Below are 20,148 nucleotides of genomic sequence, written 5' to 3'. Positions count from 1 at the left end.
ATGAGCAACTTACATACAATTAGCACTATACCAGTGATGACTCGCTGGTTTATGATTTTCGCTTCTCTGCTTGGTGCTCTGGGTGTCGCCAGTGGCGCCTATGCGAGTCATGGTTTATCTAATTGGGCGAGTCCCGAACAAGTTGATATTTTCAAAACAGCCGTGAGTTATCAGTTATTTCATACGCTTACTTTGCTCTTTGTCTGTTTATTCTCCCTTTTTTACCAATCTACCATGTTGTTGGTGAGCCAGTTTTGTTTCACCTTTGGCATTATCCTATTTAGTGGGAGCTTGTATTGTTATGTGTTCACGGGCGTTAAGGTATTAGGGGCAATAACACCCGTTGGTGGGCTGTTATTGATCTCGGCTTGGTTGTTACTTGGGCTTTCTCTCTTTTTTAAACCATGCCAACGTTAACAAATGTTTAATAAAGATTAAACAGAGGAAAATATGTTAGGAATTTTACTATACTGCCGCCCTGGCTTTGAAAATGATTGCGCTAACGAAATACAAGATAAAGCTGCTGCATTGGAAATATTTGGTTTTATAAAAACGAAACGTAATAGTGGTTATGTCTTTTATCAATGCTACAACGGTGAAGAAGTTGAAAAGCTATTAAAGGGTCTTAATTACAAACAGTTGATTTTTGCGCGTCAATTAATTGCAGTGCAAGAGTTTGTTGATAATTTACCATTAGATGACCGCATATCACCTATTTTACAGGTAACACGTAATATGCCCTTAGGTGGCGACCTTTATGTTGAAACCCCTGAGGGCGATGAGACTAAACCATTGCTTACTTTTTGCCGTAAATTTACCGTGCCACTGCGACAAGCCCTTAAAAAGCAAAATAGTTTAACGGCCAAAGAAAATCGTAAAAAAATTTGTTATCACCTCTGTTTTTTAGATAATCAATCGGCTTTTATTGGCTTCTCTCTGCCAAATAATCGCAGCGAATTTTATATGGGTATTGCCCGTTTACGTTCACCAAGTGAAGCGCCAAGTCGCTCAACTCTGAAGCTTGATGAAGCGATTCAAATTTTCTTAACCCCTGAAGAACAAGTGGAACGTTTGCATTCAGGGATGCGAGCAGTTGATCTTGGCGCTTGTCCGGGTGGGTGGACATACCAGCTAGTACGTCGGGGAATGTTTGTTACTGCCATTGACAATGGTGCGATGGCACAAAGTTTAATGGATACAGGGCAAGTGACGCACTATATGGTAGATGGCTTTAAATATGAGCCAGAGCGCAAAAATATAGACTGGTTAGTTTGTGACATGATTGAAAAACCAAAACGTGTCGCAAAACTAATGGCTAAATGGCTGATTGAAGGTTGGTGCAAAGAGGCTATTTTTAACCTTAAACTTCCCATGAAAAAACGTTATCAAGAAGCTGCAGCAGATATTAAGATATTAACCGATATGATAAATGATGCGGGCTTAGAGTATGAATTGCAGGCAAAACATCTTTACCATGATCGGGAAGAAATCACTGTTCATATTAGTTTACAGGGGAATGTTTGGGGCAAACAGCTAGGTAATAGCTGAGCATGATATTTTCTCTAAAATTATGTTGAACAATATATTATGCCCTGTTGACTGCATTTGGGCATATGTATTTTTTATTTTCGGTTATCCATTGATGATTTCGAAAATCAATTAAAGTAAAAGGAATCACTTATGAAAAAATTTATATTTATAACTACTCTATCGCTTTTTTTGTCGGCTTGTGCTGGTAAACCAGATCCAGTAGTAATGGCTATGAAGTCAAATAAAAAAGCTGGTGTTGTTGATATTTCATTACTACAGTCAAATAGAATAGAATCCAGTAATAAAGCAGTGCACACTCCTACTCTAGTGCCTGCGATATGTGAATACACTGAAAACAAATTTAAAAAGAACCCTGTAATCCCTTTGGGTTTAAAATTTACAGCAATCTTAATTCCGCAAGCATATCGAGATTGGGAGTGGATAGAATCGCCCTTAAGTATCAGTTACAGTGCTTATTCCTTCTCAAATAACGCTTATACGACATTTAAAATATACCTGAAAAATAATAGTGCATCTATTTTCAATGAAAATAAATGCACTTTTTACTCCAAAACCGCTTTAAAAGGTGGAGGGTATTATAAAGAAATTTTAAACGAAGTTGGTAATCTAACCACTACATTGGAATCGATTGGTGTTGAGCATGAGCGTGACTTCTTGAGCATTATAAAAGATGAACCTTCCTCTATTTGAACTTATAAGGGTTTAATATGAACTATTCATGGATTATAAATTGTATTTTTATTGTTTTTTCATGCGGCTTGCAACTTGGATGCGCCTCTAACACAACCAAGCTGGCACAGGATTATCTTCAGGCAGATTATATTGCTGTTATAGAGGATGCTGAAAATAGTAATACCGATACATCAAATATTTCGGCCATTATGCATGCCATGATTTGTGATTCATATTTACAACTGCGTCAGTTTAATGAATTTGATAACTGTATTGACTCTGTCGTTAATAGTGGCATTAATGCTGAAGAGTTACGTAACTCATTAATTGACTCCCTCGATCCAATCAATCAAATTGATTTCGGAGGGGGATATGCTAATAACAGTGGACAAAAGGTAGATGATGAAAGAAACAACGATCTGTATATCGCTCTTTTAAACTTAATGCGAGCCGAGCGTGCTTTTGCTTTGGGGGATGTTGATAGAGCTTATAAATTCTCTTCACAGAGCTTTAAAATGAGTGAGAGGTTGTTGGGAACAAGGTTTATAGCTCTGCACAGCAAAATTCAATTAAGAAGCCTAGGGCTGGCAGCCTATACATGTCAATTGCTATCTAACTGCCGAAATAAAAATGAGCATCAAATAATATTAAAAAATATATATAACAGTGAGCTGGATGAGGTTCAGAGAAAAGATAAGAATTTGATTACATTATGGATTATGCGCTATAACCTATTGGCATCCAAATATAAAGATAACATTGATATATACGAAGATATTAGTGATCAAACCGGATTTGAACAATCTAGTAAATTAATTTTGTTTAATCCAGTCGGGCTAGCAATGCTGTCTTCTATATCGTTGGTTTCTGGTGTCAATATGTTTGATGTTGCTGGTGAATCATTTAATCAATCTTCCCACCAAGAGCAAGCTCTCTATTATCTGCAAAAATCATATATGGGATTAGGTGAGTTAGATAAGGCATTTGCTATTCAGAAGAAGCTTATCAGCGAAATAAATCAGGCATCAATAAACTCTATCTCTTATAGTTTACTTAATGATCATGCGACAATTTTACTTTATCGTGGAGAAATAGAACAGGCGATCACCATACTTAAGAAAGCTGTTGAAATTGTAGAGGCGCAGCGAAACTCTATTAGCTCTGAAAATGGACGTATCGGATTTCTGGGGGATAAGCAGGCTGTTTATGCTAACTTAATAGATACGCTAGTTACTCAAGGTGATTTTACGGCTGCCTTTGAATACGTGGAGCGTAGTAAGTCTCGAGCGTTGGTTGATATGTTGACCCAGAGAATTGATGTGTCTACAGTTGCTGATAATAAAAAATCCTATCATTCCAAGAGCTCCTTTAGTTTTGCTAAAGATGGAAATAGCAGGGGCTTAAAGCTAATTAAAACAAACAATACTACGGCTCAAGAGAAAAAATTGGTGACGTTTGGCGAGCAGATCAGCTTTAAGAAAATTAGTGAAACATTAAAAACAGGAGAAAGCTACATAGAGTTCTATGGTTATGGTGACAAATGGTATAATTTTTTGATTTCACAGCAAGGGATTAAGGCCTTCAGGCTCAACTCCGAGATCGTTAAAGATGTCTCTTTTTTTAGAGTGCTTATCGAAGAAGGTGATGTCGAAAAATTAAAGGTTGTAGCTAACCGTCTCTATAAAGAGCTTATCGAACCATTGGATCTATACTTAACGAACAAGAATTTAACCATTATTCCTCACGGTTTACTCCATTATCTACCGTTTAATGCACTGTATGATGGTAACAAATATATGGTAGATAAATTTGATATGCGTATATTGCCGAGTGCATCGGTATTGCAGTATATTATCAATAATAAAACCGATTCTGAACAGCTATTAGCTTTAGGCAACCCTGATTTGGGATATGCTGAATTATCACTCCCCTTTGCCGAAGTTGAAGTGAATGAGATTTCAAACATTATCAAAGATTCAGATATATTCGTAAAAGAACGGGCAACAGAGACTAAGGTCAAAAATAGTGCTGGTAAATATAACATGTTGCATTTTGCTTCTCACGGTACCTTTAATAGTGCAATTCCTCTGGACTCCGCGCTGTTATTAGCTAAAGACGAACAGAATGATGGAGTGCTTACGGTCAGAGAACTTTACGATATGCAGTTAAATGTAGACTTAGTTACTTTATCAGCCTGTGAGACGGCGCTAGGGCATATCGGTAATGGTGACGATGTAATTGGCTTTACCCGAGGGTTTTTATTTGCCGGAGCGAGCAGTATTGTTTCAAGCCTGTGGCAAGTGGATGATGAAGCAACGTATCAGTTGATGATTCGTTTCTATAAAAATCTCACAACGATGAATAAGCGTGAAGCGTTAGCCGAAGCCCAGAGGCAACTTAAAGCGACGTATCCGAACCCATATTACTGGTCAGCATTTCAATTAAGCGGTCTGGCTATTTAAGTTTATGTGGGGCTTTATTTCTAAAGTAAGCTCCGTATTCAGAAATAAAATAGCGGCGAATGGCAGGTCTTGTATTTTACAAGACCTTGCCTAGCACCCTAAAAAAAACAAGGCAGATATCCTGTAGGTGGACATACCAGCTAGTACGTCGGGGAATGTTTGTTACTGCCATCGACAATGGCGCGATGGCACAAAGTTTGATGGATACAGGGCAAGTGACGCACTATATGGTAGATGGCTTTAAATATGAGCCAGAGCGCAAAAATATAGACTGGCTAGTTTGTGACATGATTGAAAAACCAAAACGTGTCGCAAAACTAATGGCTAAATGGCTGATTGAAGGTTGGTGCAAAGAGGCTATTTTTAACCTTAAACTTCCCATGAAAAAACGTTATCAAGAAGCTGCAGCAGATATTAAGATATTAACCGATATGATAAATGATGCGGGCTTAGAGTATGAATTGCAGGCAAAACATCTTTACCATGATCGGGAAGAGATTACACTACATGTGCGATTGATTAATCGTGTTTGGGGTTAAAATCTAATATTAATAATTAATTGCTGTTCTTTGCCCAAATCAATCTATCTAAGCTAAGCTAGATAGATACTTATTTAATTAAAAGGGTCTATCATGAAAAAATTAGCATACTTACTTGTGTTGCTGCTTTTTACAAGCATCAGCATGGCAGATGAAATTGCCGATACGATTGCCAATTTCAAACAATCCCCCAAAGTGAGTGCCTTATTCTCTAGTGCCTATGGTTATGCGATATTTCCGACTATAGGTAAAGGGGGGATTGGTATTGGTGGTGCTTATGGTTCAGGTAGTGTTTTTAAAAAAGGCGTTAAAACAGGTGAAACATCAATGACCCAGCTGACCATAGGTTTTCAGCTTGGTGGACAGGCATTTAGTGAAGTGATTCTTTTTTAAAGATAAAAACAGTTATGACAAATTTACAAATGGAAATTTTGAATTTAGTGCGCAAGCCTCTGCTGTTGCCATTACCGCTGGCGCACAGGCGCAAACAAGTACGACGGGGAATTCTGCTGGGGCTGGAAAAGAGTCACAAAAAGGGGATTACACTAATGGCATGGCAATATATACCTACGCCATTGGTGGTTTAATGTATGAAGCTGCCATTGGTGGACAAAAGTTTTCTTTTGACCCTAAATAAGGCCAACTCGAGATAATAAATCGATAGAACATAGCGGTGACACTGTATGTTATGAAAGTTTAAAAGGGCGAGTCACTCACTCGCCGTTTTTAACAAATTACCAACTACGAACACGGCCAGTGTCAATATGTACAAAGTTACTATTAGGATAATAACCGACACCACCCGCTTTTAGTGACAATGCAGCCTTTCTAACTTTATTTAGTGAAATACCTTCGATACGAAAATCCATCGCTTTGCCTTGCATATGCATACTTTTTTTAGCAACACCATTTGATTTTGCACTGAGCATTTTATTAGTCTCAGGCGAACGATAACCAGAGATGATTTGTACTTGTTTGTTACAGCCAAGTACTTTCTGGATAGCCGATAACTGATCAAATAAGCGAGTATCCATAGCAATAATCTCATTACGACGAAAGTCGCGGCATAGATGATTTAGCTTTTGTAATTCACTAAATTGATAATGTTTACCATCAAAATATTCAGTATCAATAATTTCACCGGTGTGAAGATTATTCATGCTTAACATTCTTGGGGAGCCATTAGCCTGCGATGCAAAAGTTAAAGAGGGGAGGCAGGTTGCACCTAAAGTAACTAGGCTAGATAGAACAAATTTTCGACGATTAAAATCAGGTTTTGACATAACACTCAACGCATATAAAACAAACTAAAAAAGGTTAAAAAATAACATAAGTTGAGAAAGTACTGATTTTTTGTACGCTAGTCAAATGAGAAAAAAATCAAATATTTACCTTTAAAATGGCGTTTTCTTGTATTCTAATTGAATTGTAAGGGGTTTTAATTTTATTTATAGATAGGGAAGGATCCCATATTTGTGAGGCGTCTATGATTTAGCTTATCTTTACTGAGCACTCACTTTTAAATGTAGTCATTGTCTAGTAAGGGGATTTGGGCATTTTGTGATAGATAGGCGCGATCATATTGATAGATATCGGATCTAAATTGTGTGATGCCATTATCGTCAACCCAGACAGTTTGATAAATCGTAGAAAAGATGATCACTTCGGTTAATCCTAGCACTGTCGTCTCATCTTGTTCGCTATGTTGGCGATATGTTTCATCAGAAAAACCCGATTTTGACAGTAATAAATGGGCAAATTCACCCGCTTGTTCAACGCGAATACAACCAGAGCTAAAAGGTCTCGCTTCTTTGTTAAATAAGCTTTTTGCAGGAGTGTCGTGCAAATAAATGGATTGGTTATTTGGGGTGTTAAATTTATATTGCCCAAGAGCATTCATTGGGCCTGCTTTTTGGCGCAATTTGTATGGGAAGTTATTGGCGTTGTATGTTTGCCAATCAATATCATCAATACTAAGCGGCTTTTGGCTAGTCCAATCTGCAAATATTTCGTATTGATGTTTTTTAAAATAGTCTAAGTTCTGCAATGCATTGGGCAGAATATCTTTACGCATAATTTTGGTTGGCACTCGCCATATAGGATTGAAAATAATTGAATCGAGTTTAGCGGTTAGAATAGGCGTTTTTCTTTTATAGCGCCCCACGATCACTCTGCTTTGGAAAATTTTCTCTCCCATTTCCCAGTATTCCATGGTGTAATCTGGAATATTAACCAAGACCTGATTTCCGTTGTTTATGGCCCATAATTCAGATCGCAATGTATTTATTGCCATTAATCTAAGGCGCTCTTGCGGATGTAGGTTAAGCCAATATTGTGTTTTTCTACCTATTACGCCATCGGCCGTTAAGCCATGTCTGCGCTGAAAATTTTTAATTGTTTCTTCTAACTCAAGCGTGTAAAAATTTTTATTCGTTGTTTCAAAAGCTTTTTTTTGTTGTTCGTTGATCTCTCTGGCTAACAATAGGCGTGTTAATAAAAGATCTTTTTGTTCAATATTTTCACCCTTTTTAATCGTTTCTGTAAATGGTGCAACTGCCTCATTTATATCAATTGATGCATAATAGTCTAATAAATATAGGTAAAGGCGTTTATATTGCGCTGGCTTAGAGGAGATAGATTGCAAATAGTGTGTTTTTTGGGCAGATGAGTCACTGTTAAAAAAGGCATCGATAGATTGTTGTGAAGGAGGAATGAATGAAACATCCATGTTCTGGAGAATAGCCACTTTTTACCTTCTGTTTTTTTATGCTCCGTGTAGGCAAGATAAAAAAGTAACAAATCAGATGCTAATTGATCAAAAAGGATCGGATCATGTTGTTGTTCTGCTTTTTGCAAGGCTTGGTAAGAATTAATGAGTTGATTATCAATTCCAGCGACTATAAACACAAAAATTTGTTTTTTTAATTCACTGATTAATTCTTCATTTTGCCATAATAGCGCTATGCCATTGCCTTTGTCCTGATATATAGAGTCAATGATTTCAGGGTAACGTAACTGAGGTCGAGATAGACTCTCATTCGCTTGCACCGGATGAAAAAAATGAGTAACAAAGTATAAAATTGTTAAATAATATAAGCAGTATTGTGAAATAAAGGTTTTCATTATTGACCTTTGGTGCTCAGAGGTTATTAGATTCAATTAAGTATGGTGTAGTCTGCGTTATTACTCAAATATTATTATTGTTCAAGGTGATTGTTGTATTGCTATCAATATCGCGAATAGGTGCAAAATCATGTATAGGGAAAATTGTTACCTATTTTTGATTGGTGAATTCATTATTCATTTTAAAGGCAAATGAAGTGACATAATTTTCCATTTTTTCTATTTCTGACTCTATAGTATTTAAGTCAATTTCACTATTTTCTAATATCTCTGCTGCTGAAGCGCCATATTCCCATGCTTTCTTTTTCACATTATGTTTTTGGTAGATACTTTGTTGCCATTTTCGCTGCTCAGGCATTTCATCCAATATAAAATAAGCTGCGGTGTAAGCGATGAAGACTAAAAAGCCAGCGGTAAATAAAAATGCAGAAATAACAATTAAACGAATAAGCCATACTTCAACGGAAAAGTATTCTGCTAGACCCGCGCATACACCACCAAGTTTGCCATTGATGGGATCTCTATATAATTGTTTATTCTGATTATTCATTTTTATTGTTCCTCCATTGTGGTGCTTCTTTATCAAGAATAGCTTGCAATGAAATGATGCGTTTTTGCATTTCGTCACAACGTTCAAGTAACATTTGCAGTTTTTCCTGATCCTGTGAAGAGAGGGCTTTATTGCTATTTTTTTTATCGCGATAATGTAGAAACAACCACAACGGAGCGACAAAAACTAAAAAAATGCTTAGTGGTAGTATAAGGTAACTCATATTAATTCCTCGTCATGTATCATGGGTATAAATAGTATATACGATTGACGCTGCTCTGTACTTAACAGGTTATTTTTACCCTGCCTTTTCCTTCGGACTTAGCTACATATAATGCACTATCGGCCTGCTTTAGCAACCACTCTTCATTGAGGTTTTCATAGGACATGCCATTGCAGTCAGCGATGCCGATTGAGCAAGTTAGATTGGGGAGTGTTTCGACAATGGCGTTTTTATTGGACCATTCGCATAATAGCGGCTTCAAAAAAGATCGCTTTTGTAAACTTGATAATATACGTTGTGCCACTATTTTTGCTTGCATTTTATTTGCATTTGGGAAAATGATGACGAATTCATCCCCCCCCCCATCGAGCAACAATATCAACACTTCTGACCGAGTCTAATAACAGTTCAGAAAATTCATAAATGACTTTATCACCGATGTCGTGGCCAAGGCGATCATTAATTAACTTAAAATTATCAAGGTCAACATAGGCGAGTGCGCATTGTTGGCTAGTATCATTTTGAGCATGTAATAGCAGCTCTTGTTGTAGTCGTGAAAGTAGTGCTTGACGATTAAATAATCCTGTCAAGGGATCTGTTTGCGACATTTTTATTAAGTTTTCGTGATGATGAAGGTGTTGAATTTGGTTGCCGAGTTGGTGGCAAATTATACTGAGTATATTTTTATTTTGTTGATTTAAATAACGATTAACATTCACACATTTTAGAGTCATGGCTGCATAAAGATGCCCATCTACGAAGATTGGAAAGCTAGTAATAAAATTGTAGGTGCTTCGTTTACCATATTCACCTTGAGTATAGAAACCATTCTCTATGAATGGCTTTTTGCTATTGAATACTTGTTTTAAACAGTAATCGACCTCTGTTTGTTTGTCAGTTTCTCCGAATTGATTCCACAAACACCACTTATTGCCATTGAGATGATGGATAAAACCAATGTGTATATTAAATTTTCCACATATTAATTTAAGCGCTTCATCGGTTAACTCTTGGCTACAGTTAAAATTTTCATGCAAGCTATGCAAACGATTAATTAATTGTATTTCACGCACGTGTTGTTGTGCTTGACGGAGTTGGGTTAACTGTTTTGCACTACGTACAATTTTATTAAGCGGTAGAGGAGTCTCTGGCAGTGGAAAAAAGGTAAAATTATATGCAGAGATTGGTTGTTTGTGCCATACATGTTGTTTGAGGTTGTTAAAAATATCCCTGTAGCGTGGTATAGAAAGAGCTTCGCATAATAATAAACTGTTATCTATGAGTGAATGAGTTTTTTCCCATTCACCTTGTGCGCTATAAATTTCGAGCAATTCTAAATGGCATTTAGGTAACAGGCAGGTATCTAAATCGATAATATTTTTGAGTATGCTAGGTGCATTTTCAAAGACTTCGCGGGCCTGTTGAAGTTTATTATTTACTTTGTACAGCGAGCCTTGTAATAAAGCCCGTAAAAATTCAGCTGTTCGAAGGTTTAAAGGGGAGTCCTTGCATTCGTTCAAGACATTGCTCTGCATTGGCGAGTTGTTCTAGCTTTGCATGGCAGTAACCCTTTAGGCTTATGACATCGTATATGTTGCGAAATGGAAAATGGGTTATTTGCCTGATCCGACAAATTCGCACAATTTGGTCGAGTATGGTGATTGCATGTTGGTAATTATTGGTACAGAAATAGAGCCATGCAAAATTAAATAATGTGACGACCAGCTCCGAATCGTTATCTATTTGGCTAGCGATATTGAATGCGGACAAATATTCTTTTTGTGCATCCCGATATTGCTCTCGTAAGTTGTTAAAGTAGCCTTTACCATTATGAATTTTTAAACACTCGTTTTGGTCACCTATTTGAGAATGAATACGTGAGCTGACAGCAAAGCAGCGATCCGCAGCATGATAGCGATTACAGTAGGAATAGATGATGCCTTTACTGTGGTAACTCGCCGCAATTCCCTGTGTGTGTCCCATATCGCGTGCAATTTGCATTGCTAAATGTGTCACATCAACTGCAATAATAGGATCTAACTCATCGTAGAATCGTAAATAAGTATAATAATTACGTAATAGATATAAGCGAGAACAATCCATATTATGTTGTTGTAAACTAAGATTTAATCGATCAAATTCCTGCAAAGGCATAGGGGATGATGATTTGTGATGTGCGAAAAAATTTATAAATAAAGACTGTATGATCAGCTGCTCATTATTAGCTTGTTGAGCTGCTTGATAGGCTAATTCAGCATGCACAATAGCATCATCAAAGTTTTGCCTTCGTGTTAGCGTTAAGCTCAGTAAATTAAGTAGATGTATCTTTTCGTCATGGCAACTAAATTGCTCACTAAATATTTGTAACATCTCAAGTTCATTGAGTGCACTATCTAGCTGTCCATCAAATAGTAACGCTTCGGATAATCTTAAACGTAGCGTTTGTTTTAACTGTTCAGGCAGCATTGTTTTCTCTAGGAGAAACCGTGCTAACGAGATTGCTTCAGGCCATGCCATTAAAAGAATATTTTTTTCTACTAATTCAAAATTTAAAGTTTGTAGTGACTCTAGTTGAGTGCCTGTCATTGGTATTGCTTTGAAATTTGGTACTTTATGTAATAAATAAGCATCGTCAAGCCAGTCTATAAAACTTTCCCATTCTTCATCATCTTGTCGGTGCGTTAATGCATGCTGTGTATCAATAGAGATGAGCACTAACAGCGGTGCGCTTATATTATGTTTAGCTAATATTTTTAAAAGTTTAAGGTCGGAAGGGCAGGCATACTGCCAACCAATGATGGAAAATATTGTTGGTGTGGTAATTAGTATCTCAACTAATTTAATAATGGCATCGGTAAAAGCTTTGTTTTCAAAAAACAGATAATCCGTTATGAAAATCTCAGGTCGTTTGTATGGCCGTTTTTGTAAAATTGCCATTAAAGTTTTTTGTAGCGGTTTATATTGGGTCGTTTTTTCAACCGCCTCTTGCAAAGAATAGGGGGAATCTGATAATGCATTATTTAAAAATGCAAATATAAAGCTGTAGGGAGTATAAGTTGAACTAGGCAACAAACGAATAAGTTTAATTTGAGATTCTGTATGCTTAGAGAATGAACAACTAAAATAGCCAAAATTAGCTGGAGTTGATGTAGCGTAAAAGTTAAATACAGTATTATCTTGCATAACCGATTGCCATTGTAGCAATAAGCTATTATGAAATTGTTCATGCATTTGTGACATGCCTAAAATTACCTTAACTGTAAATAATTTATTGCATACGAAGCGACTGTTTATGGTCTTTTGCTAGTTAATATAGTTGTATGCTTGGTATCAATGTTATGTGAAAAATTAATACTAATTATTAGAAAAAATATTGCAAGTTGAAAAAGTCATGAATTATACCTATACGACATATCATTTTTCATGTGGTGATAGCGGTCATATTTTTTTTTAAAAAATGGTAAATAAATGAGTTGTGGTGTTGGTAATTAAAAAAAAGTTTTTTATAAAAAAATATACTAAAGAATCGTTTCTTTTTTTTCACTAAAAAAGGTAATAATTAGCCCGATTTAAAAGAATAGAAATTGGTCTTTTTATTGTAAGACCAATATCTATTGCACCGTGATTATTAATTAGTTTTTTTGGAGTTTGAAATGAGAAATGGTAGTAATAGTTCTCAGGAGTTTGATGGCGATGATGATGAAGCGGCATGGGAATTTGAAGATGATGACTGGGAAGAGGATTCAATCCATGCTCGTAAAGAACATCAAGATCATAGAGGTCGTGCGAAAGGCCATGTGCGACGCGATATTGAATATTATAAAGACAAAAAACAACTTAAAGAGTTACTTGGCGATGATTTTGATGATTAATTATGTAAAATAATGTGTAATCATCTTTTATGAATGATGGGCAGATCCTTATTGCAACTAGTATTGACTGTATCTGCCCAATTTTTATGTGATTTGTTTGTTTTTATTATACAAATAATAAAATAGGTAGCGTTACGCCTCCGCTGTATATACCTATCTTACTCCAAGATGCAAAGTCACCAATACAACTAGTTACTGCAATCAATGCCTCGCTACCATCTATTTATTCCTACGCATAAATAAATCATATAATTAAAGGAATTCCTATAACATGGTATATTGAATAGCCGTAAATATGCTACTTTAGTAAAATAGTTTATACTATTCATTTAGTTACCATGCTCTACCTAGTTATTAGCTTTTAAATAGGTGGCAATCAATTCAAGCGAGTGGATTGATTTATTACTTTCAAGGATGTCATTATGAAATCATTATCAGTGCAATGGAAAATCACCCTATTATCGGGCTGTTGTCTGCTATTAGTCGCTATATCGCTAATCACTTTTGCTCTCTATTCTTCTACCGAAAATCAAAAAACAATTCAGCAGCAGAGTACTCTTTCAGTTGGCAATAAATCCGAATTACTGCTTATGAAAGAAGCAAGAGCGCAATCATCAATCGTACAAAAATATCTCGATGAAGCTGTATACCGTGCAGAAATGTTAGCGGATAGTATTAGTTTTTTACAATTTAATGCCGAAGAGAATTTTACTGGGAGTGAAGATTTAAGAAAATCCGTCTCAGAATTATTAAAACGATCTGTATTAAATTTTGACAATATGTATGCCGCCTTTACCACCTTTATTCCAAATATGTTAGATAGTGAAGATGCAAATTATGTCAATGCGGGATACGTGAGTTCAAATGAGCAAGGACGTTTTTCCCCTTACTGGTTTAAGAATACGAACAATGAAGTGACCTTAAAAATTAAAAGCGAACAACAGATAAGTGATGCTTCTCTTACTACTAGTGGCCAGCCTAATAATTTTTGGTATACCTGTAGTATTAATAATCAAGGTATTTGTGTTATTGATCCTTATTCCTATGATGAGAATGGTGAGATGCGTTTGGTGAGCACAATTACTGTGCCATTACGTAAAGAAGATACCATTATCGGAGTCATGGGGATTGATTTGAAGATTGATGTCTTGCAAAGCTATGCCAATGATGCCGACACGGCTTTATTCGATGGGGCTGGTAACTTATCTATTATAAGTAATAACGGTCTATTAGTTGCTGGTGACAGCGAGCCATCTGAAATCGGGCAATTAATGTCACCGCAAAGGGGCATGTCTGCGCAGTTACAAAATTGGCTATCTGAGGGGCATCCACAGTCGCGGTGGAGTGATGACCAACAAATTTTGACGGTATTTATGCCTATTAAACTTGCTAATACCAATTGGGGTATTGTGATCACTATGCCTAGAGAAAAAGTGTTAGGTGATGCTATCTCCTTGGATTTATTAATTGAAGAGCAAACAGCAGCAACATTTAAAACACAAATTCTTACGGGAATAGCATTGACGCTTATTGGCTTGTTTGTCATATGGATTGCTGCATTTAAATTAGTTGCACCCATTAAAGAAGTTGTTGCACGGCTACAAGATATTGCAACGGGAGAGGGGGATTTAACACAACGACTCAATGTCAGAAATAATGATGAAATTGGTGAATTGGCAAATTGGTTTAATCGTTTTTTAGACAAACTTCAGGGCATGATTAAAGAAGTGATACAGACATCAGACTCTATGAGCAAAACGTCACAAGAGGCGAGTGAGTTAGCGGTACAATTTCGTCAAGGTAGTGAAGCGCAATTTAAAGAAACTGATATGGTTGCGACTGCATCTGAAGAGATGACGCAAACATCGAGTGTGGTGGTCGATAATGCCAATCATGCGGTAAAAGTTGCCTATCAAGCCGAGCAGGCAGCCCAAACTGGGCGTGAAGTTGTTCAACAATCTGAGGATTCAATGCAACAGTTAGTGACGACAATGGCAGAGGCGGTGCCTATTGCTTTAGAGTTGCAAAATAATAGCAGTAATATTGATGCTATACTCTCAGTTATTGAAAGTATCTCTGAACAAACAAACCTGTTAGCGCTGAATGCGGCTATTGAGGCTGCTAGAGCAGGAGAGCAAGGGCGCGGTTTTGCTGTTGTTGCCGATGAAGTTAGGCTACTTGCTGGCCGGGCTCATGATTCTGCCGGACAAATAAGAGGGGTGATTGAAGAGCTGCAATCGGGAACACAAAGTGTTACTCGGGTAATATCTCAAGGTAATGACTTGGCAATTAGCGCAGCAGAACAAGTCCAAAAAGCGGTGCTGAGTTTGACGGATATTTCTGAGTTTGTGGAAGACATTCAGCGAATGAATAGTCAAATTGTTAACGCAGCGGAAGAGCAAAGATCGGTTTCAAGTGAAGTAAATATCAATGTCGCTAATATTCGTGAACTGAGTCAAAGCATTCTTGCACAATCGGAAATATCTGAAAAGGTAGGTGAAGGTATCGCCTCGTTAGCAATGCAGCAGCAGTTATTAGTTGGGCAGTTTAAAGTGAATAAGTAATTGACCGTGATTAACATGAATAATTTTAGTGGGGAGTATGTAATATGTTTTATTTAAAACCTTCTTGTAAAATAATGACTATTTTGGCGTTGTTTACCTTACATGCCCCCCTTCAGGCTGGTTGGTTAGATACAGTACAAGATCTGGCATCCGATATGAGTTCGCAGGAGAGCCCACAAGCACAATCACCGTCAATAATGACGAATGCGAGTAATAATGAAATATCAATGGCTTTTAAAGAGTCATTACAAATAGCAGCAGATAAAGTCGTTTCCCAACTCGGCATCGTTGATGGTTTTAATGCAGATAAAGCAATCCATATTCCTTTACCTCAAGAGTTTGAATCAATCCGACCAGTGTTAGGGCAAATTGGGCTAAGCGATGCTGTTGATGATCTTGAACTTAAATTAAATCGTGCAGCTGAGACGGCTACACCAAAGGCACAGGCTCTATTTGTTGAATCGATACAATCAATGACATTCAGCGATGTACAAAAAATTTATAATGGTCCTAATGATTCAGCGACCCGCTATTTTAAAAATAAAATGTCTGTCTCGTTACGTGAGGAAATGGCACCTATCGTGACCGATAGCTTGGCTGAAGTTGGTGCTATACAAGCCTATGACAATATTACTGAGCAGTTGGTGGATATTCCCTATCTTCCTGATGTAAAGGCTAATTTAACTGATTATGTGGTTACTAAAGGTATGGATGGCATCTTTTATTACATGGGAAAACAAGAGGCTGCCATTCGTGAAAACCCTGTTCAGCAAACGACAGATCTATTAAAAAAAGTGTTTGGAAATCAATAAAAAATATTGAGACATCGCTAAGTGTGGTAAACCAAGCGATGTCTCTTATTCTTTTTCATTATTCTTTTTCATTATTCTTGTTATCATTATCGGTATTGTCACTCTTATTGGGGAGATTAACTATACCCATCTGTTTAGCTGTTTTTTCTGCGCTGTCTTTCTTTATTTGTTCACCCTGTTGCTCTAACTCTTCAAAATCACGTCGTTCACCGAGATTAAACACTGCATAGCCAGCACTCACGAATTGATCCTGAGCTCGGCCTAATACCACACCATCAAAAGGTGCATAAAGTGTTTCAACATGCTCGTTAATAGGATTACTAATTGAGCCTAATAATTCACCTTTATTAACTTTTTCTCCCAATTTAACTTGGCTAATCAGAATACCTCCATGTTCAGATCTAATCCAGCTAGAGGCATAAAATATCGGCTGTGGCGCAGACCAAAAAAATGAACTAGGTAACATATCAATGGAGCTTAGGTAGCTACGAAGCGCCTTTACACCTGTTTCTACTAGCTTGATATCAAGGGTGAAAGGCCCCCCAACTTCCATTACTACCGCGGGTATACCAATGGAGGTTGCTGCACCGCGTAAACTTCCAGAAGGTGCAATACTCTGCAGAACTGAAATAGCACCAAATTGTTTCGCTACTTCCGCTACAGTTGGAATGGTTAAGTCCGCACGTAATTGAGTAATATTTTCACGATACATGGAACCTGAATGTAAATCGATAACGCTATCACAGTGGCGAATAATATTGTTAAATAGGCTATAGGCAACTCTAGATGCGGTTGAGCCCGATGGATTACCGGGAAATGCACGATTAAGATCTCGCCGATCTGACATATATCTATCTTTACGCCACAATCCATCGATATTGACCACAGGAACCGAAATTACTGTACCGTTTAATTCGCTTGCAGTTAGATTGCGCATGATACGCCGAGCTATTTCGACTCCGTTGACTTCATCACCATGAACAGCTGCCGTTAAACAGACTGTCGGGCCGGGCTCTTTGCCATGTATGATAATGACAGGCGTTGCCATTTCAAAACCGCCGGGTAAATGTCCTGAATACCATTTTACTGTCGTGCTACTGTTTATTGGAATCATCGTGTTTAAAAGTACAAATGGTTCCCAGATTTTAGTTGCATCGACTTGTTTTTCAGGGCTCTCCACTGTGGCGGCTTTAATATCCTGTAGTGTGGTAACCTCATCTATAGCTGTACTATTTTGCTCAGCGTTATTGTATGAAATGGGATTTAATGTCTCTTCATATTGCTCATCTTGTTCTGTCGCTAAAAGCGGAAGGTGGAAAAATAGAAGAGTCAAAATTGTATAAACACGCAATAGCATAATATCTCCAATAATGAGGGGTATAAACCCAGGTTACCTAAAGATGCACTGTCAGGTGATAGCGCGCCCTAGGGAAAGGAAAATAGCAGCAATCTGCTTTCTTATAAAACCGCTATGTAGAAAAACTATACGTTAATTTTATGCCTCGCATCTCGACATTTTTATCTTGTTGACTTTACATCTTGAAGTCACATAGCTATATAGATAATAGTGTAAATATTTTATTTGATGGTCGTGGAGATAATATTAAAAAAATAAAAGCCTCAAGCGATTTGAGCGATGAGGCTTTATATTAATGGCGACGATTACATTATACGTTGGCCTGGTTGTGCACCATCGTCCGGGTTTAAAATGTAAATTTCTTTGCCACCGGGGCCAGCGGCCAGCACCATCCCTTCAGATAAGCCAAATTTCATTTGACGAGGCGCAAGGTTTGCCACCATAACGGTTAATTTCCCTTCTAAATCTTCAGGGGTGTAAGCCGATTTTATGCCCGCAAAGACGGTGCGTGTTTCCCCGCCTAAATCCAAGGTTAGCTTTAATAATTTATTCGCCTTTGGAACATGTTCAGCCTTAGCAATTAATGCGACGCGTAAATCCGTTTTTGCAAAAGTATCAAAATCAATTTCCGCTGCGATTGGTTCTTTATCTAGTTCAGATTGAGAGTCATTAACCTCTGCAGCTGCTTTTGATTGAGCACTGACGATTGCCTCCTTTGAAGCTTCAACCATTGCATCGACATTCTTAGCTTCAATGCGCTGGAATAGCGCTTTAAAGTTATTGATTTATGGTCCACAAGCGGTTTTTGAATGCTGTTCCAATCTAAAACTTCAACTAAAAAATCTTCACTACGAGCCGCTAATTTGGGCATGATAGGTTTTAAATAGGTCATCAAAACACGGAATAAATTGATACCCATTGAGCAAATATCCTGAACTTCTGCTTCATTTTCTGGTTTTTTAGCCAATGCCCATGGCGCTTTGTCATCGATATATTTATTAGCATCATCGGCAAGCGACATAATGTCGCGAATCGCACGGGCAAAATCTCGTTTTTCAAATAATTCAGCAATTTTTTCACCAGCATCAATAAAGGCTTGGTATAGTTCGGGGGCTGCAACCTTGCTAGATAGTTTACCTTCGTATTTTTTGGCAATGAAACCTGGCAGTACGAGAGGCAAGATTAACCAATTTATTAACAACATCAGAGTTAACTCGCTGTGTAAAATCGTCTAAATTTAGATCGAGGTCATCAATGCGATTGGTTAGCTTTGCTGCATAATAATAACGCAAGCATTCGGGATCTAAATTATCTAAGTAAGTACTTGCCTTGATGAAAGTTCCCTTAGACTTTGACATCTTCGCGCCATTAACAGTAACGTAGCCATGTACATTGACGGCAGTTGGTTTACGGAAACCTGAACCTTCTAAAACTGCTGGCCAGAATAAACTATGGAAATTGACAATATCTTTACCGATAAAGTGGTAGAGTTCAGTGCTGCTCTCTTTTTTCCAGTATTCATCAAAATCAAGCCCATCAGTTCTATCACAAAGATTTTTGAAACTCCCCATATAACCGATTGGTGCATCCAACCAAACGTAAAAGTACTTACCAGGTGCATCGGGTATTTCAAAGCCAAAGTATGGTGCATCGCGGGTGATGTCCCACTGTTTTAAACCATGTTCAAACCATTCTCCTACTTTGTTAGCCATTTCAGTCTGTAAAGCACCTGATTTAGTCCACTCTTTTAGCATCTCTTCAAATTGAGGAAGATCGAAAAAGAAATGTTCTGTCTCTTTCATAACTGGCGTAGCCCCAGAAACGGCCGATTTTGGATTAATCATTTCGGTTGGATTATAGGTAGCCCCACAAACATCGCAATTATCGCCATATTGATCTTCTGCCTTACACTTCGGACACGTTCCTTTTACAAATCGGTCGGGTAAGAACATCGCTTTTTCAGGATCAAAAAGCTGTGATATTGTTTTTGATGCGATAAAACCATTGTCGCGTAAAGCAATATAAATTTGTGATGAGAGGAATTCATTTTCGTCGCTATGGGTACTGTGATAATTATCAAAACTGATACCAAATCCAGCAAAATCTTGTTCATGGGATGCTTTGATATCTGCAATCATCTCGGTTGGTTCGATTCCCATCTCCTGTGCTTTAAGCATAATGGGGGTGCCATGTGCATCATCGGCACAAATAAAATGGATTTTATTACCACGTAAACGCTGGAAACGAACCCAAATATCAGCCTGAACATGTTCAAGCATGTGTCCTAAATGGATTGGACCATTGGCATAGGGGAGCGCGCAGGTGACAAGGATTTTACGATCTTGATTTGCCATTTTATTTATTCTTCCTAAATTAACGAGAATGAATTTTATTATGTCTAAAATAATAGGGTTAAGCGGTTA

At 37.5% G+C, this 20,148-nt stretch carries 15 protein-coding genes and 3 pseudogenes; 9 read left to right on the top strand and 9 right to left on the bottom strand.

Annotated elements, in window-relative coordinates:
- The 6 genes and pseudogenes from AB2N10_RS07840 to AB2N10_RS07815 all read left to right on the top strand — a co-directional run bounded on the left by AB2N10_RS07840 (nt 1) and on the right by AB2N10_RS07815 (nt 5,861).
- Nucleotides 1-417: a DUF423 domain-containing protein gene (locus tag AB2N10_RS07840; RefSeq protein WP_369434605.1), complete on the top strand. Its 417-nt coding sequence runs from the start codon at nt 1-3 to the stop codon at nt 415-417.
- Between the two features lie 33 nt (nt 418-450).
- Entirely contained in the window at nt 451-1,548 is a 1,098-nt protein-coding gene (rlmM, locus tag AB2N10_RS07835; RefSeq protein WP_369434604.1) for a 23S rRNA (cytidine(2498)-2'-O)-methyltransferase RlmM, read from the top strand.
- Nucleotides 1,549-1,680: 132 nt separating this feature from the next.
- The gene (locus AB2N10_RS07830; protein WP_354624270.1) at nt 1,681-2,241 is read left to right on the top strand and encodes a hypothetical protein; all 561 of its coding nucleotides are present in this window, start codon (nt 1,681-1,683) and stop codon (nt 2,239-2,241) included.
- A gap of 17 nt (nt 2,242-2,258) precedes the next feature.
- The gene (locus AB2N10_RS07825) at nt 2,259-4,685 is read left to right on the top strand and encodes a CHAT domain-containing protein (RefSeq protein ID WP_369434603.1); all 2,427 of its coding nucleotides are present in this window, start codon (nt 2,259-2,261) and stop codon (nt 4,683-4,685) included.
- A 128-nt stretch (nt 4,686-4,813) separates the two neighbouring features.
- Nucleotides 4,814-5,224 (top strand): annotated as a pseudogene (rlmM, locus tag AB2N10_RS07820) (23S rRNA (cytidine(2498)-2'-O)-methyltransferase RlmM); the annotation flags it as partial.
- Between the two features lie 93 nt (nt 5,225-5,317).
- Nucleotides 5,318-5,861, top strand: a pseudogene (locus AB2N10_RS07815) (YSC84-related protein).
- Nucleotides 5,862-5,958: 97 nt separating this feature from the next.
- On the opposite strand, the gene AB2N10_RS07810 reads toward AB2N10_RS07815, so the two are convergent.
- The 7 genes from AB2N10_RS07810 to AB2N10_RS07780 all read right to left on the bottom strand — a co-directional run bounded on the left by AB2N10_RS07810 (nt 5,959) and on the right by AB2N10_RS07780 (nt 12,360).
- Nucleotides 5,959-6,507 (bottom strand): YcbK family protein, encoded by a 549-nt coding sequence (locus AB2N10_RS07810; RefSeq protein WP_354624275.1) that lies wholly within the window; start codon nt 6,505-6,507, stop codon nt 5,959-5,961.
- A gap of 236 nt (nt 6,508-6,743) precedes the next feature.
- A complete protein-coding gene (locus AB2N10_RS07805; RefSeq protein WP_369434602.1) occupies nt 6,744-7,970 on the bottom strand; it encodes a L,D-transpeptidase family protein in 1,227 nt (408 codons plus the stop codon).
- A 528-nt stretch (nt 7,971-8,498) separates the two neighbouring features.
- A complete protein-coding gene (gene pspC / locus AB2N10_RS07800) occupies nt 8,499-8,897 on the bottom strand; it encodes an envelope stress response membrane protein PspC (RefSeq protein WP_354624278.1) in 399 nt (132 codons plus the stop codon).
- Nucleotides 8,890-9,120 carry an envelope stress response membrane protein PspB gene (pspB, locus tag AB2N10_RS07795; protein WP_354624279.1) on the bottom strand — a complete coding sequence of 77 codons (231 nt, stop codon included), beginning with the start codon at nt 9,118-9,120 and terminating at the stop codon, nt 8,890-8,892. Before pspB ends, pspC begins: the two co-directional genes overlap by 8 nt.
- Before the next feature lie 61 nt (nt 9,121-9,181).
- Nucleotides 9,182-9,439, bottom strand: a complete 258-nt coding sequence (locus AB2N10_RS07790) for a hypothetical protein (RefSeq protein WP_369434601.1) — start codon at nt 9,437-9,439, stop codon at nt 9,182-9,184.
- Nucleotides 9,440-9,470: 31 nt separating this feature from the next.
- Nucleotides 9,471-10,640, bottom strand: coding sequence for a GGDEF domain-containing protein (locus AB2N10_RS07785; RefSeq protein WP_369434600.1), 1,170 nt, complete (start codon nt 10,638-10,640; stop codon nt 9,471-9,473).
- A complete protein-coding gene (locus AB2N10_RS07780) occupies nt 10,597-12,360 on the bottom strand; it encodes a tetratricopeptide repeat protein (protein ID WP_369434599.1) in 1,764 nt (587 codons plus the stop codon). The genes AB2N10_RS07785 and AB2N10_RS07780 overlap by 44 nt, the downstream gene beginning before the upstream one ends.
- 413 nt (nt 12,361-12,773) lie before the next feature.
- Here AB2N10_RS07780 and AB2N10_RS07775 point away from each other — a divergent pair, with 413 nt between their 5' ends.
- The 3 genes from AB2N10_RS07775 (at nt 12,774) to AB2N10_RS07765 (ending at nt 16,368) form a co-directional block, all read left to right on the top strand.
- Nucleotides 12,774-12,992 (top strand): hypothetical protein, encoded by a 219-nt coding sequence (locus tag AB2N10_RS07775; RefSeq protein ID WP_354624282.1) that lies wholly within the window; start codon nt 12,774-12,776, stop codon nt 12,990-12,992.
- Nucleotides 12,993-13,414: 422 nt separating this feature from the next.
- Entirely contained in the window at nt 13,415-15,556 is a 2,142-nt protein-coding gene (locus AB2N10_RS07770; RefSeq protein ID WP_354624283.1) for a methyl-accepting chemotaxis protein, read from the top strand.
- Nucleotides 15,557-15,600: 44 nt separating this feature from the next.
- Entirely contained in the window at nt 15,601-16,368 is a 768-nt protein-coding gene (locus AB2N10_RS07765; protein WP_354624284.1) for a DUF4197 domain-containing protein, read from the top strand.
- A 58-nt stretch (nt 16,369-16,426) separates the two neighbouring features.
- Here the strand turns inward: AB2N10_RS07765 and AB2N10_RS07760 are convergent, their stop codons facing one another.
- Nucleotides 16,427-17,725, bottom strand: coding sequence for a succinylglutamate desuccinylase/aspartoacylase family protein (locus tag AB2N10_RS07760; protein WP_354624285.1), 1,299 nt, complete (start codon nt 17,723-17,725; stop codon nt 16,427-16,429).
- Nucleotides 17,726-18,030: 305 nt separating this feature from the next.
- A pseudogene (gene metG, locus AB2N10_RS07755) lies at nt 18,031-20,079 on the bottom strand (methionine--tRNA ligase).
- Between the last annotated feature and the right edge of the window lie 69 nt (nt 20,080-20,148).

The sequence above is a fragment of the Psychromonas sp. MME1 genome (assembly GCF_041080865.1).
In the GTDB taxonomy this organism is placed as follows: Bacteria; Pseudomonadota; Gammaproteobacteria; order Enterobacterales; family Psychromonadaceae; genus Psychromonas.
Note: the sequence above shows the minus strand (reverse complement) of the source record. Positions and strands in the feature narration are given on the sequence as shown.

Bases quoted from the DNA above. Each gene is read 5' to 3' on its own strand.
- AB2N10_RS07840 (WP_369434605.1), top strand. From the start codon at position 1: ATGAGCAACTTACATACAATTAGCACTATACCAGTGATGACTCGCTGG.
- rlmM (WP_369434604.1), top strand. From the start codon at position 451: ATGTTAGGAATTTTACTATACTGCCGCCCTGGCTTTGAAAATGATTGC.
- AB2N10_RS07830 (WP_354624270.1), top strand. From the start codon at position 1,681: ATGAAAAAATTTATATTTATAACTACTCTATCGCTTTTTTTGTCGGCT.
- AB2N10_RS07825 (WP_369434603.1), top strand. From the start codon at position 2,259: ATGAACTATTCATGGATTATAAATTGTATTTTTATTGTTTTTTCATGC.
- AB2N10_RS07810 (WP_354624275.1), bottom strand. From the start codon at position 6,507: ATGTCAAAACCTGATTTTAATCGTCGAAAATTTGTTCTATCTAGCCTA.
- pspC (WP_354624278.1), bottom strand. From the start codon at position 8,897: ATGAATAATCAGAATAAACAATTATATAGAGATCCCATCAATGGCAAA.
- pspB (WP_354624279.1), bottom strand. From the start codon at position 9,120: ATGAGTTACCTTATACTACCACTAAGCATTTTTTTAGTTTTTGTCGCT.
- AB2N10_RS07790 (WP_369434601.1), bottom strand. From the start codon at position 9,439: ATGCAAGCAAAAATAGTGGCACAACGTATATTATCAAGTTTACAAAAG.
- AB2N10_RS07780 (WP_369434599.1), bottom strand. From the start codon at position 12,360: ATGTCACAAATGCATGAACAATTTCATAATAGCTTATTGCTACAATGG.
- AB2N10_RS07775 (WP_354624282.1), top strand. From the start codon at position 12,774: ATGAGAAATGGTAGTAATAGTTCTCAGGAGTTTGATGGCGATGATGAT.
- AB2N10_RS07770 (WP_354624283.1), top strand. From the start codon at position 13,415: ATGAAATCATTATCAGTGCAATGGAAAATCACCCTATTATCGGGCTGT.
- AB2N10_RS07765 (WP_354624284.1), top strand. From the start codon at position 15,601: ATGTTTTATTTAAAACCTTCTTGTAAAATAATGACTATTTTGGCGTTG.
- AB2N10_RS07760 (WP_354624285.1), bottom strand. From the start codon at position 17,725: ATGCTATTGCGTGTTTATACAATTTTGACTCTTCTATTTTTCCACCTT.